Annotated in this window: 14 protein-coding genes and 1 rRNA gene; 10 read left to right on the top strand and 5 right to left on the bottom strand. The window is 42.2% G+C overall.

Annotated features, from left to right (window positions below):
- Positions 1-5: 5 nt before the first annotated feature.
- The 4 genes from rrf (at position 6) to cysK (ending at position 2882) form a co-directional block, all read left to right on the top strand.
- A 5S ribosomal RNA gene (rrf, locus tag MSG93_RS11540) occupies positions 6-120 on the top strand.
- 114 nt (positions 121-234) lie between these two features.
- Positions 235-912, top strand: coding sequence for a dihydrodipicolinate reductase C-terminal domain-containing protein (locus MSG93_RS11535; protein WP_324621939.1), 678 nt, complete (start codon positions 235-237; stop codon positions 910-912).
- A gap of 117 nt (positions 913-1029) precedes the next feature.
- On the top strand, positions 1030-1752 hold the full coding sequence (locus MSG93_RS11530; RefSeq protein ID WP_005281157.1) for an AAA family ATPase: 723 nt from the start codon (positions 1030-1032) through the stop codon (positions 1750-1752).
- Positions 1753-1880: 128 nt separating this feature from the next.
- Entirely contained in the window at positions 1881-2882 is a 1002-nt protein-coding gene (cysK, locus tag MSG93_RS11525) for a cysteine synthase A (RefSeq protein ID WP_324621936.1), read from the top strand.
- 65 nt (positions 2883-2947) lie between these two features.
- Here the strand turns inward: cysK and MSG93_RS11520 are convergent, their stop codons facing one another.
- From MSG93_RS11520 to MSG93_RS11500, 5 genes are all read right to left on the bottom strand, one after another.
- Positions 2948-3490 carry a lytic transglycosylase domain-containing protein gene (locus tag MSG93_RS11520; RefSeq protein WP_262476353.1) on the bottom strand — a complete coding sequence of 181 codons (543 nt, stop codon included), beginning with the start codon at positions 3488-3490 and terminating at the stop codon, positions 2948-2950.
- Between the two features lie 331 nt (positions 3491-3821).
- On the bottom strand, positions 3822-4385 hold the full coding sequence (locus MSG93_RS11515; protein ID WP_032871288.1) for a lytic transglycosylase domain-containing protein: 564 nt from the start codon (positions 4383-4385) through the stop codon (positions 3822-3824).
- A gap of 325 nt (positions 4386-4710) precedes the next feature.
- Positions 4711-4929, bottom strand: a complete 219-nt coding sequence (locus tag MSG93_RS11510) for a DUF2798 domain-containing protein (RefSeq protein WP_005226294.1) — start codon at positions 4927-4929, stop codon at positions 4711-4713.
- Positions 4926-5501, bottom strand: a complete 576-nt coding sequence (locus MSG93_RS11505) for a flavodoxin family protein (RefSeq protein WP_324621933.1) — start codon at positions 5499-5501, stop codon at positions 4926-4928. Before MSG93_RS11505 ends, MSG93_RS11510 begins: the two co-directional genes overlap by 4 nt.
- A 10-nt stretch (positions 5502-5511) precedes the next feature.
- Positions 5512-6003 (bottom strand): DUF2938 domain-containing protein, encoded by a 492-nt coding sequence (locus MSG93_RS11500; RefSeq protein WP_324621932.1) that lies wholly within the window; start codon positions 6001-6003, stop codon positions 5512-5514.
- Between the two features lie 80 nt (positions 6004-6083).
- Here MSG93_RS11500 and MSG93_RS11495 point away from each other — a divergent pair, with 80 nt between their 5' ends.
- From MSG93_RS11495 to MSG93_RS11470, 6 genes are all read left to right on the top strand, one after another.
- Positions 6084-6491 carry a helix-turn-helix domain-containing protein gene (locus MSG93_RS11495; protein WP_199950264.1) on the top strand — a complete coding sequence of 136 codons (408 nt, stop codon included), beginning with the start codon at positions 6084-6086 and terminating at the stop codon, positions 6489-6491.
- Positions 6492-6641: 150 nt separating this feature from the next.
- Positions 6642-7895 carry an esterase-like activity of phytase family protein gene (locus MSG93_RS11490; protein WP_324621929.1) on the top strand — a complete coding sequence of 418 codons (1254 nt, stop codon included), beginning with the start codon at positions 6642-6644 and terminating at the stop codon, positions 7893-7895.
- A 78-nt stretch (positions 7896-7973) separates the two neighbouring features.
- The gene (locus MSG93_RS11485) at positions 7974-9182 is read left to right on the top strand and encodes an MFS transporter (RefSeq protein ID WP_005281134.1); all 1209 of its coding nucleotides are present in this window, start codon (positions 7974-7976) and stop codon (positions 9180-9182) included.
- A 193-nt stretch (positions 9183-9375) separates the two neighbouring features.
- Entirely contained in the window at positions 9376-11643 is a 2268-nt protein-coding gene (locus tag MSG93_RS11480) for a TonB-dependent siderophore receptor (protein WP_005281131.1), read from the top strand.
- An 80-nt stretch (positions 11644-11723) separates the two neighbouring features.
- Positions 11724-12110: a hypothetical protein gene (locus tag MSG93_RS11475; protein ID WP_324621927.1), complete on the top strand. Its 387-nt coding sequence runs from the start codon at positions 11724-11726 to the stop codon at positions 12108-12110.
- A 180-nt stretch (positions 12111-12290) separates the two neighbouring features.
- A complete protein-coding gene (locus tag MSG93_RS11470) occupies positions 12291-14672 on the top strand; it encodes a YgiQ family radical SAM protein (protein WP_009508435.1) in 2382 nt (793 codons plus the stop codon).
- Positions 14673-14848: the final 176 nt, after the last annotated feature.

Here is a 14848-nt window from a genome sequence, read left to right as displayed (position 1 = left end):
AGTTTGCTGGCGACAATAGCAAGAGTGAACCACCTGATCCCTTCCCGAACTCAGAAGTGAAACCTCTTAGCGCTGATGGTAGTGTGGCACTTGCCATGTGAGAGTAAGTCATCGCCAGCTTTTAAATTAGAAACACCCCCTAACTAACGTTAGGGGGTGTTTTTTATTGGGAAATGAAAATAAATTAAACGAAAATAGATTAATATCAATAAAATTATCTAAAAACTTTAGTTTATGACAAATGTATATATTATTGGCTCTGGTAAATTAGCGAATGAATTGCTCAAAGCGTTAAATTTTGAGAAAAATTATCGGGTTTTACCGTGGGCTGACCGAAATCCAGAGGACACAGTCGCTATTGTAGTGCACGCTGGTTCTGGAAGAGAATTAAATGAGGCAATTTCTTATTGTCGACAGACAAATTCCAGTCTTATTGAATTATCAACAGATGTTGACTATCAGCAAGATTATTTGATTCCAGTTGTTTTATGCCCAAATACCAATATATTAATGCTTAAATTTATGAATATGCTCGAAAAAAGCGGGCAAAATTTTAGCCAATATCAAATAAATATTACTGAATTACATCAAGCAAATAAAACATCTCTACCAGGTACAGCAGTGGCTCTGGCCAACTCCCTGAATATTCCGAGTAATCGTATTGAATCAGTGCGTGAAATACAAAAACAGCAATCTGAATTTGGAATTCCTGAACAAAATTTAGCTCGGCATGCTTATCACCGTATTGAGATTTCTGATAACAATGCCTGTTCAATTACGTTAGAAACTAGAGTGTTAGGTGACTCTCCATATGTCGGAGGAGTTAAAGATATTATTATGGCTGTTGGTGAGCGTTCTTTAGAAAAACGGATATATCATGTGATGGAATTTATTGATAATCACTGGATTTAAGCTATTAAAAATAAACATTTTAAAAACGCGACAAGATATGCCGTCAAGAGTTGAAAAAAGGGTGTTATTACACTCGGATATCCAGCATGCTACAGAAAATAGATTTTTAATAGCCTCATGCAAGAAAGACCTTATATCAGAGCCGTAAAGCTGAAAGCTCCAGAAAGTTTAGACTGGGCCAGTTACCCCTATGTCATTCCAGCAGTCAATGATTTGGAAAATATTGAGTTTCATCCCGACGTTACATTTTTTGTTGGGGAAAATGGTTCGGGAAAGTCTACGATTCTCGAAGCATTGGCACTGGCATTAGGTTTTTCGGAAGAGGGAGGGACACGCAATGTGCAACTGAATACGGCGACCAGCAGCTCTGTTTTATATCAATCTCTGCGCACAATAAAAAGTTTTAAGAAGCCTCAGGATTATTACTTCTTAAGGGCTGAAAGTTTTTATAACGTGGCGACTTATATGAAAGAACTGGATTATCTGGCAGGTTACGGTGGAGACATACACGCACGCTCTCATGGAGAGGGGTTTTTAAAGTTATTAACCATGAAGTTAAAAGGGCGAGGCTTATATCTTTTGGATGAGCCGGAAGCCGCTTTATCACCGACCATGCTAATGACCACATTATCGGTGTTAGATCGTTTATGTCAGGCACAATCCCAATTTATTATTGCAACCCATTCACCTATTCTTCTGGCGTATCCAAATGCAAAAATTTACCAGTTTTCGGAATCGGGTATCAAACAAATAAGCTATGAAGAAACGGAACATTTTCGGGTAACAAAGGATTTTTTGAATAATTATCAAAAGAGAATAACGCAAATTTTGGAGCAGTAGTTGAGAGTTATCTTATTTAACTTTTTGAAAAATATTTATTTTCTATAATTTATATGTTTTCTACTTTCCTCCTCGCGCCACAAGCCTATAATGATTGAGAATCATTCCAAATCTAATAAGGAAATAACATGTCAACTGATCAGCAATTTCCAGCACCAGCCAACCTAGGGATCGCAGTGTATTCAAACAATGCCGAAGCCATTGGCAACACACCTTTAGTGCGTATTAACCGTCTGATTAAAACGGGTGCAACGGTTTTAGCAAAAGTTGAAAGCCGTAACCCTGCATTTTCAGTGAAGTGTCGTATTGGTGCCGCTTTGATTGCAGATGCAGAAAAACGTGGTGTACTGAAAGCTGGCATGCATATTGTTGAACCGACCAGTGGTAATACAGGGATTGCTTTAGCCTTTGTTGCAGCGGCAAAAGGTTATCCAATTACCTTAACCATGCCTGCAAGTATGAGCCTGGAACGCCGAAAGGTTTTAAAAGCTTTAGGTGCAAATCTGGTTTTAACTGAGCCTGCTAAAGGAATGAAAGGTGCAGTAGATGAAGCTGTGCGTTTAGCTACGGAAAATCCAGAACTATATTTCTTGCCGCAACAATTTGAAAATCCAGCCAATCCTCAAATTCATGTCGATACCACCGGTCCTGAAATCTGGCAGGCAACCAATGGACAAGTTGATATTCTCGTGGCGGGTGTCGGCACAGGCGGAACCATTACCGGAATTTCTCGTTATTTTGAGCACGTTCAGAATAAGCCGTTGTATTCAGTTGCAGTTGAACCGGCTGAATCTCCAATCATCACTCAAACCAAAAATGGCGAAAGCATTACCCCGGCACCGCATAAAATTCAAGGAATTGGAGCCAACTTCATTCCGAAGAACTTAGATCTGGATTTGGTAGATGAAGTTGTAGCTGTAAATAGTGCGGATGCCATTGAGTGGGCAAGAAAGTGTGCAACTCAAGAAGGGATTCTGGTCGGTATCTCCAGTGGTGCAGCATTGGCGGCGGCAGCCCAAATTGCCGAACGTCCTGAAAATGCAGGCAAAACTATAGTGGTGATCTTACCGGATAGCGGTGAACGTTACCTATCTTCAGTCTTGTTTGAAGGTCTGTTTGACGAAGCCTAAATCTATTGTTCAAGGTATAAAAAACCATGCCTAAGCGCATGGTTTTTTCATTTTTGCTGTATTTTTTATAAGGCTTTTTTCAAGGTTTTTTCATGGCGTTTCACTGAGCGGGCGTACTTTTTACCTTTATGCCGTGTCCAGAAGCTACGTTGATAGCCTGTTGGGCCAACATTGTAATAGGCCACGGCTTTGGACCAGCTACCAGCAGATCGATAGTAGGTCGAGAGAACATGCGCGCCACAGTTAATGTTGACATTTTCATCATAAAGATTGCCTGGGCAAGCCTGATTCCAATGACTGGAAATGATTTGGGTTAAACCAATGGCCCCCGTTGGTGAGCGGGCAGCGCTATTATAATTGGATTCCTGGCGAATCAGCGCGGCCAGTAAAGTCGGCGATACATCATAACGCTCAGCACTTTGAATGATCATCGGTGATAAACGATTTGCCGTGCTGGGTGAAACAGAATAAGCGTTTTGTAAGCCTGAGGAGAGTTGATTTGAGCGATTTGCAAATGATCCGCTTAAGCTACTACACGCGGAAAGACTCACTGCCATAATGACAAGGCTGAGCTTTAAAAAAAGTGAACCGAGCGCGTGAGAAGCCATACCTTGATCAGTTGATGTAGAGACGATTTGCAAAACCAAGACCCGAGACAGAATAAAATTATTAGGATGGTATGCACTCGGTTTAGGGGAGTCAATAGCAGTTGTTTTACCGTATTCATTCTTTTAAACGGGACATAAAAAAGCCCCGACATCCTGTCGAGGCTTTTCATATTGGGTTTCTTGCCATCAACTCCTGTCAATGACCACATCCTGTGCTGTTATTGTTCTGAATGAGACGTCCTGTCCCTGTATGAGTCCTATATTAATGAATGCAAGATGATGACGACATTCGCCAATAACGCCAACCGGTGTAGGTTTTTACCGACAAGGTTTATAAAGCTTCTTTCAAGGACTGTTCATGTCGTTTGACTGAGCTGGCATAACGTTCAGCTTGTTGGCGCATATACGGGCTTCTGCGATAGCCTGTTGGACCCACATTGTAATAACCCAAGGCTTTTGCCCAGTCTCCAGTGGACTGATAGTAGTTCGCTAGAATATAGGCACCACAATTAATATTGACATGTTCATCATACAGATCACCTGGACAAAACTGTTGCCAGAATTTTGGCCGGACCTGTGTTAAGCCCACTGCATCCGCAGAAGAGCGGGCAAACGTGCGATAACTGGATTCCTGACGAATTAGTGCAGCGAGTAAATGCGGGGAAATGTTATGTCGTTCAGCAGTTTTGAGAATGATTGGAGCAACGCGATTAGCTGTGCTCGGCGCAACGGAGTAGGCGTTCTGGATTCCTGTTGCAAATTGTTGAGATTGACGTACAGAGGGACCTTGAGTACTGGTACAGGCAGCGGTTAAATAGCTAATGAAAAGGACGACACTCAATTTGGCAAAAGTGATTGGGAACCGAGAAAAGCAAAATTTGTTGTAAATTATCATCGTAAAACAAGACTGACCATCATATATAAAACATGCGGATAGTAGGTAGCAAGCCACAGGGAGTCAATGCAGAATCGTAAGTTAAATCGTTTACTTTTTTGTATTCAAACAAACTCAAGGATCATAAAAAAGCCCCGACATCCTATCGAGGCTTTTCATATTTGGTTTCTTGCCGCCAACTCCTGTCAACGACCACATCCTGTGTTCTTGTTATTCTGAATGAGACATCCTGTCTCTCTATGCTTCATATCTTAGTGAATCTATCTCTCTAGGGATATTCGCCCATGACCACAGTTACTGTAGGCTTTTGCTTACAAAGTCCTAATTAGCGTTTCTTTAGAATCCAACCAACCAACCTTTGTGCAATCGGTGCACAGACCAATACGCTAGGAAAGGCAAACATCCACGCCACGATCCATGCTGACATCCACATAGCAAAGAAATGATCGATAAAACCGACTGCCTTTAATGTGGTGATGCCAGAAATTAAAAAAGACATCATGCAGGACAGAACCAATGGAAATAAAAGACTTGCTGCTTTCACGTGATCATCACTCCTTGATATGCACTTAAGCTGAATGCAAAATTTTGTCCAAATAGCTGAGCAGTTTTGATATCACCAAAATCAAAGGCATCTGCTGTACTGGCATGTTCAGCTTGTGCCATAAGCCCAGTCCATGAGCCGAGACGATTGGCTGCTTGCGTATACGGAACCCCTTGATGTTGCTCAGGTAAAATAGGGTTACCGACCCATATCATACCGTGTTGCATCGAAAAGGTGAAAAGTGAAATCAGTGTAGATTGCTTATCCCCTGCGGGCAGTGAGGAAACGGTAAATCCTGCGGCTAATTTTCCTTTAAATGCTTGTTTTTTCCATAACGGCCCTGTGGCATCCATCAATTGTTTGAATGTGCCGGATATACCACCCAAATAGGTGGGAGAGCCCCAAATCAGTCCGTCATAATGACAGAGTAATTCGGGTTGAGACATTAACTGCTCAGCGCTGAATAAAACAGTTTTAATCTGTCCAACTTGCGCTATACCGCGTTGAATCTGTTGGGCAATAAACTGGGTATGGCCCTGACGGCTATGATAAATAATGGCAATCGACTTCATGGTTGATCCCTCAGTGAAATAATGCAAGCAATAGCGCGCTGAGATATAAACCGCAGCCGAAAATAGCGTGGTTGATCAGGCTGCGTAGACAGTTGCGCAGAGGCTGTGCTGTTTTAGTTGAAGCAACGCCTGCCCCCATAGCCGGTTGCATAATCAAGAAGGGAATGAGCACTGTAATCACGCCGAAAATAAAAGCAGAGCTAAATTGTGGTTGCAATAACCATGCTTCTCCAACAATCAGCACAAAGCTGAAGGCAAACAGCATGCCGACACTGTAATGTGCCAGCCAACCCAAGGCATATTCCTGTCGGATGGCAGGACTTTGTGCAATCGATGCATGGATGAACTTGCCTCGAAATATCCAGCCCAACCAACGGCCCAACAAAGCAAAATTTAAGCTTGGGCGGTTGAGTGTTTTTAACAGCAATAGCCACATATCCATCATGATTGTGGCACCGACACCTAAACACAGGATTTGAAATAACAGTTCTGCAGTTTCCATTTTTCACCTTGATCTTTGTTGCGTAAAAAGCGATAAAGATAGTGTGCAAGTTCAAGTCAACTTGAAGTCAAGGGGTATTTATGGATATTGGAGAAGTTGCGAAGCGGGCCCATGTGAGCACCTCAACCTTACGCTTTTATGAAGAAAAAGGTTTAATCAAATCAATAGGCCGTCATGGATTACGCCGACAATATGGTAAGCAGGTTCTGGATCAATTGGCATTGATTGCTTTGGGGCGGGCGGCAGGTTTTTCCCTCAATGAAATTGCACAGATGTTTGGCGAAAATGGTCAGCCTGAACTGGATCGAGCCATGCTCAATGAAAAAGCTGAACAATTGCAACAAATGATCCAGCGTCTGGATTTTATCAGCCAGGGACTGAGACATGCTGCGGTATGTCCCGCAGAAAATCATATGCAATGTCCAACCTTTCAAAACTTTTTAAAAGCCGCGATTGCGGGTGCATATCGACCGATCAAACTTGAGTAAGACTGGATAGGCGATCATTAGCGTAATTTATAAAACAAAATGTCGGGTTACATTGTCATCTTTTCGCCATAAAGAGTTCATGCGATTGCAGTAAAAATGTCATCAAAGCTTGCTTAAATTGGCGTAATTTTTGACCAAGCGTATAAAACCATGAATAAGAAAACTTTATTGGCCGTATTGTGCAGTACAGCTTTAGGACTCAGTGCCTGTAACGATGATAATAAACAAGATCAGACCACACCCACAGAGAAAGTTACCGAGCCTACTTTAGTCTCTTTTGCCAAACTTGATGTTGCAACTTATGCGGCTGGCCCCGACTCGGGTAAAGCCGTGAGTGGTGCCAATGGAATTTATCCGCCATTTAAAGGGCAGCCAGTACAAGGCTTTTCTGCCGCTTTGAAAAATGCGGATGGTAGTTATATGGCCATGGCCGATAACGGTTTTGGCACACAGGACAATTCAGCCGATTTCTTGTTACGTATTTATAAAATCAAAGCAGACTTTAAAAGCAAAGCTAAAGGCACAGGGCAAGTGGCTGTGCAAAGTTTTGTCCAGCTACGTGATCCCAATAAACTGATTCCTTTTGAGATTGTGAATGGCAATACCGCAGAGCGTTTGTTGACTGGGGCGGATTTTGATCCTGAATCGATGCAACGTGCTGCGGATGGAAGCTACTGGATTGGCGACGAGTTTGGTCCTTATCTGTTGCACTTCTCGGCAGAAGGTGTGTTGCTCGATGCGCCGATTGGATTGCCAAATCCATTGAATCCGACACAAGAATTACGTTCGCCACAAAATCAACTGAATAAAGCCAATATCAATTATGTTGAGCCTCTGGTGGGGCGCAGTAGTGGCTTCGAGGGCATGGCAATTTCACCAGATGGCAAGTATTTATATCCATTACTGGAAAAACCTTTACTGAATGATGCAACTGGCCGACTACTGATTTCCCAGTTTGACCTTCAGAAAAAAGCCTATACCGGTATTTATTATTGGTTTGAGCTGAACAGCAAAGCCACCAATATTGGCGATTTCCAATTGTTTAATGACAAAGAAGGCATCATTATCGAGCGGGATGTGAGCCAGAATAATCTAGGTGGATATAAAAAACTGATCCGGATTAAGTTCAATGAGCCTAAACAAGCAGTAGTGCGTGAGGATCTGGTTGACTTGATGAAGATTGCCAATCCAGATGCTCTATACGGCACTGTGCGGGCCGGAGATATTGGAACAGGTAAGGTTTTTGCATTTCCATTTGAGACCATTGAAGATGTCATCATTGAAAATGGCACGACTTTGACGGTATTGAATGACAATAATTTCCCGGGTTCATCGGGACGCAATGCCAAACTTGCCGACGACAATGAAATTATTCAGATTCGTCTGCCTAAAGCATTATTTTAAACATTCGGTCAAAATCGCCGAAATGATCATTCCGCATTTCGGCTGAAGGCGTATACTGATTGGGCATAAGGAGTCCTCATGTCTGAATCAGTGTTGCGCCCAACCCATATCGAGTATGGTTCAAAATCGTTTACTGCGATTTTATGGTCCTTGTTCTTTGCCGGTTTTGCATCATTTTCATCGTTGTACTGTGTTCAACCGATGATGCCGATTTTTGCAGAATTCTTTCATGTGACGCCTACCCACAGCAGTTTCCCGCTGTCTTTTTCAACCATTGCGCTTGCGATTGGCCTGCTATTCACCGGTTTTATTTCTGATCGTTTTGGGCGTAAGCCGATCATGGTATTTGCCTTATTTTTGGTCTCGATTTTATTGCTGCTGAGTGCGTCGTTTCCCGTTTGGGAAATTTTCCTGACCACCCGTGTTTTTATTGGTCTAGCGGTTAGTGGCGTAGCTGCAGTAGCGATGACGTATATTGGTGAAGAAATTGCGCAAAAAGATATTGGCTTTGCGATGGGGCTATATATTTCAGGTACGGCCATTGGCGGCATGGGGGGACGGTTGATTGCAGGAGTACTGGTTGACTTTATCTCATGGCAAGCAGCAACTTATGCAATTGGTTTTATCAATTTCATTATCGCCTGTCTATTTTATCTGTTACTTCCCAAATCACAGCATTTCAAGCCCTTTCCATTCCGTTTTTCCCGTTTTAAGGCGGCGTTTGAGCAGAATTTAAAAGATCCGAAATTACGGATTCTGTTTGCCCAAGGATTTATCTTGATGGGCTGTCTGGTCACTGTATTTAACTATATTAGTTATCACTTGCTGGAAGCTCCCTTTCATTTATCACAAACCTGGATTGGCCTGATTTCGATCGCTTATCTGGCCGGGATTTATAGCTCACCTAAAGCTGCCAAATGGGGCTTTAAATATGGGCGCGATAAGGTGTTGCCCGTGCTATTACTTACCATGATGCTGGGTCTGTTAATTACTTTAATTCCATCTTTATGGACGATTCTGCTCGGGCTGATTATTTTTACTTTTTCATTTTTTGCCGCGCATTCGACTGCCAGTAGCTGGGTTTCTGTGCAGGCCGTGCAATACCGTGCAGTCGCATCTTCACTGTATTTGCTCTGCTATTACATCGGTTCAAGTTTATTGGGCAGTAGCGGTGGTCTGGTCTGGGAAAACTTTGGCTGGATGGGCATCACTTTGATGGTTGTGGTGTTTTTAATCTTTGGTCTTTTTCTGGCATTAAGATTGAAGTCTAGGGCTGTTTCAGAATAGAAAGAGAGGTCCTAAATTTTATCATTGATCCAGATTTTTTAAATCTGATTGTGATGTGTGAACAAAAGTTGATACCTCCTTTATTGAAAGTATTGATAAGGTAAAGTAGAAAATAATGCATAAAATATGAACATAACCGTTGTTTAATTGTAAAATATAAAGATAATGATTCTCATTTTAGGTGGAGAATCTTATGTATCGTTCTATCTCTCAATATCGAATTTTTCCAAAAAGTGCAATTTATCTGGCACTTTATACGTGTTGGGTTGGAACAGCCTATGCTGCCATGGAGGCAACAGCACCCACAAATATTTTGCCTACAATTGTAGTTACAGCAGATGATTCATTGGAGAATAATTACACCAAGAAAAATGCCAGTACTTCGACCAAACTCAATTTAAGCGTTAAGGAAACCCCTCAGTCGGTTTCGGTGATTACACAAAAACAAATGGAAGATATGGGGGCAACGAATCTAGGGGAAGCTTTATTAAATACTACAGGGATTATTCTAACGGGGGACAATACTGAACGAACCAACTTCTCGATACGTGGGTTCAACATGGGGGATGGCTGGAACTCTAATTTGATGCAGTATGATGGTGTTGCCGTCAATGCAACCAATGTCGCTTCGTCAAAACCCGATATGGCTATGTTGGAAAGTGTTGAGGTTTTACGGGGGGCGGCTGGTTTGTTGCAAGGTTCAGGAGAACCAGCAGGTACGGTGAATCTGATTCGTAAAAAGCCAACGGCTGATTTACATGCTAGCGGTGCAGTGAGTTATGGGTCATGGAATACAGTCCGTGGGGAAGTCGATGTTTCCAACCGTTTAAATGAATCAGGAACAATTAGAGGGCGACTGGTTTTAGCTTATCAAGATGGTGATTCATGGATGAAAGCCGTTACGCGCGATAGTAATTTACTTTACGGGATTATCAGTGCAGATCTGACAAAAAATACTTTACTTAATTTTGGCTATTCCCAACAGAAAGAACATGCGGTGCCAGTGAACAGTTTGCCTCGTTATTCAGATGGATCTGATATTGGACTGGATCGAGATAACTGTGGTTGTGATTATCGAGACTTTTGGGATAAGAAAAATAGCCAAGCCTTTATTGATTTGACCCACCAGTTCGAAAATGGATGGATGGTGAAGGGGAGTTATTTAAGAGCTGATATTGATATGGACATGGCCTTTACCAGCCTTGCCTTTGCTAGTACAGGTGCGATTGATAAGAGTAATCCGAAGGCGACGATCAACAAATATGGCTATCGTTATAATCAGCAACTTGATGTATTTGATTTCTTTACTAAAGGTGCATTTAACTTGTTAGGCCGTGAACATGAGTTAGTTGCGGGGATTAATCATCAGAAAAGTGATATACCTGGACAATGGACTAGCTGGGATACCCTGATGGCAGATGGTTCATTGTGGGATCGCCAAGCCAGTACCAAACCTGTTGGTGTTGAGCAAATGCAAGTGAATGTGTTTGACTTTGATCCTTATGGTCTACCTTATGCCGCGCCACGTTACGATCAAGATGGCGGCCGTTCGTACGTACATACTGAGCAAACAGGCCTTTATCTGACGACACGTTGGAACTTGGCTGATTCACTCAAGTTGATTACGGGTGTCCGAGAAAGTAATTTTAAATATGATTCAGAATACCAAAGTAATGTAACGGGTAAATTTGTCGACAGTCGTGCCGTTCATTATAAAAAAGATAATATTTGGACACCTTATGTGGGTCTAACTTATGATTTTAATGATACGTATACGGGTTATGCGAGTTTCACAGATACCTTTGTCGTGCAAAATGTCAAAGATCGTAATGAAAAATTGCTTGATCCAGTTCAGGGTAATGTCTACGAAATCGGGGTGAAAGGAAGCTTTAATGACGATAAACTGATCGCATCAATTGCAGCTTTTAGAACAAATCAAATTAATCGAGCTATTCAGGATCAGAGTAGTAAAGGGCAGTGTGCCTTTAATGGTGGAGAAGGATATTGTAATGTTTCTGCTGGAGAGGTAGTCAGTGAAGGGATTGAAACCGAATTACGTGGAGAAGTATTACCAAATTTAAATCTTTCAGCAGGTTATACCTACAATACAACAGAATATAAAAAAGATATCGCCAAGCAGGGCCAAACTTTCAATGAAACTACACCTGAACATATTGCTCGGTTATTTGCGACGTATAAGTTACCCAACAACTTAACTGTGGGTGGTGGGGTAAATTATCAAAGTGAATGGTTAGTCGGACGTTATGGCTCTAAACCTGCAAAACAGGAAGGCTATGCACTGGTTAATTTGATGGCAAGCTATCCATTGAGTGAAAATATTACGATTGCTGTTAATGCCAATAATGTCTTGGATAAAAAATATTATTCATATTTAACAACAGACTCGAATCGTTATGGTGAGCCACGGAACATGAAATTAACCCTCCGCGCTAAGTTTTAAAATACAATCGCATGGATGATTGTGATTTTGCAGTCATTCATGCAAAGATAATATAAATAAAAGAATGAACAAGGGTGCCTATGCGATTAAGGACACTGCTCTATACAATTATTTTACTGACTGCATTGTTGATCAGTTTTTTTATAGGTACTTTAACCGCAGGCATAAACCATTGGTTTCAACCTTTAGTTAACATGGAAATTTCTAATTACAGTGGGCAAACCATCAGCACGCTCAAGCTCTCTGTAAAAACAGCCGCTGTTCAGCATGAAATCTTTTTTCAGCCACTTGAAAATAACAAAACAATTGAAACGCAGTTTTTCATACAGGGTGAAGGTGGATATCAATTGGAAGTAACACTTGAAAATGGTCAAACTGTTACTGGAGGCAGTGGCTATATTGAGCCAGGTTATAAGGTCAAAGAGATGATTCGATCTAATGAAATAAGCAGTAAGGTCTCTTATTAAACAAAAGTTCTAGTTTCGTCTCTAATATTGTTGTTTTGATTAAACTTTATACAAATAATTTGTTATCCCCTTGTTCCTGAATGTTTTATAAACAGGGAAAATGAATGAAATTCATGTTAAAATGATCGGCTTTCATCTTTAGATGTCTCTCCTCCATCTGCTAGCCGAGATTCGCAAGCCATGTCTACTGCCTATACCACGCAGACCGCGCCAAAAGCGCTGTTTGATTACGACAAATATTGGGCGTCGTGTTTTGAACCCGCACCATTTTTGCCGATGTCACGAGAAGAAATGGATCTGCTCGGCTGGGATGCATGTGACTTTATCTTGGTGTGTGGGGATGCCTATATTGACCATCCTTCATTTGTATCGGGTGTGATCGGGCGTGTGCTAGAAGCACAGGGCTTCCGTGTCGGCATCATTGCCCAGCCAGACTGGACCAATGTCGAAAGTTTTCGTGTTTTAGGCAAACCGACCATTGCATGGGGCGTAACCGCAGGGAACATGGATTCGATGATCAACCGTTATACGGCAGATCGAAAAATCCGTTCGGATGATGCCTATTCACCAAATAATGAAGCAAATAAACGTCCAGACCGTGCAGCAACTGTCTATTGCCAGCGTTGTCGTGAAGCCTTCCCGGATGTACCTGTTCTACTCGGCGGGATTGAAGGTAGTCTACGCCGTATTGCGCATTATGATTACTGGTCAGATAAAGTCCGTCGTTCAATCTTGATGGATTCGAAGGCTGATTTATTGATGTACGGCAATGGCGAGCGCGCCATTATCGACGTGATGCATCGCTTGGCCAAAGGTGAAAAAGTTCACGAGATTACCGATGTTCGCGGTACCGCATTTATTATCAATAAACATAATAAAAAATCGAAAGCACAATTTGTCGAAATTGCCAGTAACGATGTCGATACTGTTGGCCGTGTCGATCCGATTATCAATCCTTATGTGATGACTGAAGATATTGATGGTTGTGAAGTTGAAAAAGAGAAAGGCAATTCACTGGCACAATATCAAAACTTCCAGAAAGAAATTGTGGCTAACCCGATTGTCCGTGAAGGCGACAATCTGGATCCGGATACCCAGATCGTACAGCTGAAAGCTGCACCTTCAAAAGCAATTAAACATAAATTACCGCCACGTGAGCTGGCCGTGATCCGTTTGCCTTCTTTTGAAGAAGTGGCCAATGATCAGGTACTCTATGCCCATGCCAACCGTATTTTGCATCTGGAAACCAATCCGGGTAATGCGCGTGCTTTGGTACAGCGTCATGGTGAGCGTGATGTCTGGATCAATCCACCACCAATTCCGTTGACCACTGAGGAAATGGATTACGTGTTTGATTTGCCTTATGCACGGTTACCGCACCCAGCCTATGGCAATGCGCGTTTTCCTGCATTTGACATGATCAAATTCTCCGTGAATATCATGCGTGGCTGTTTTGGTGGCTGTACTTTCTGTTCGATTACTGAACATGAAGGCCGGATTATTCAGAACCGTTCGGAAGATTCAATTCTGCGTGAAATTGAAAAAATCCGTGATACCGCACCTAATTTTACGGGCATTATTTCGGACCTCGGCGGTCCAACCGCAAATATGTACCGTTTGCACTGTAATGATCCTGAGATTGAAAAGAATTGCCGTAAACCATCATGTGTTTATCCAGGTGTGTGTCAAAACCTGCATACCGATCATGCGCCTCTGGTTCAGTTATACCGTAAGGCCCGTGAAATCAAGGGTGTGAAGAAGATCCTGATTGGTTCAGGTTTACGTTATGACCTGGCTGTATTGAATCCTGAATATGTGAAAGAGCTGGTTCAGCACCATGTCGGCGGTTATCTGAAAATTGCGCCTGAGCATACCGAAAATGGTCCATTATCGAAGATGATGAAACCGGGCATCGGGACTTATGACCGCTTTAAGCAGATGTTTGAGCGTTTCAGTAAGGAAGCAGGTAAGGAACAATATTTAATTCCGTACTTTATTGCTGCGCATCCGGGTACCACCGATTATGACATGATGAATCTGGCGATCTGGTTAAAGAAAAACGGTTTCCGTGCCGATCAGGTCCAGACTTTCTATCCATCACCAATGGCAACTGCGACCACGATGTATTATTCAGGCAAGAACCCGTTGTCTAAAGTGGCGCGTTATACGGAGAGTGTGGACATTGTCAAAGGCGAAAAACGTCGTCGCTTGCATAAAGCTTTCTTGCGTTACCATGATCCAAACAACTGGCCGTTATTACGTGAAGCCTTGAAGGACATGGGCCGTTCTGACCTGATTGGTAATTCAAAACAGCATTTGATTCCGACCTATCAGCCACAAGGAACCGCTGAAGGAGAATATAAGTCTGCACGTAAGAAGAATTCGAGTGTTGCGGGAGATTCGGCAAAACGTGGTCAAACTTCAAACCGTTCTTCATCTGGACAAAAACGGCCGCAGAAAGGCCAGGTATTAACCCAGCACAATGGTTTACCTCCACGTGAAACAGGTGAAAAGAGACCATTCTCTGGCAAGCCAAAATCCAAAGCAAAAGCCCATCGTTAATTTGATGGAAAAAAGGCATGATATTTCATGCCTTTTTTATTTTCATCGCAGGCAAAGATTTATGTTTTGATCACAAAACCATCAGAATTGGAAACATAAACTGACAATAACGACTTGAATAATGCCAGCGTAATGATTATAAATAAAGAGTAGAGGGCAGTTACGACTTTGGTCGT

Origin of the sequence: Acinetobacter sp. IK40 (assembly GCF_035615075.1) — a bacterium.
GTDB lineage: Bacteria > Pseudomonadota > Gammaproteobacteria > Pseudomonadales > Moraxellaceae > Acinetobacter > Acinetobacter courvalinii.
The sequence above is the reverse complement of the archived record's forward strand: the minus strand, read 5'-3'. Positions and strand labels throughout refer to the sequence as shown.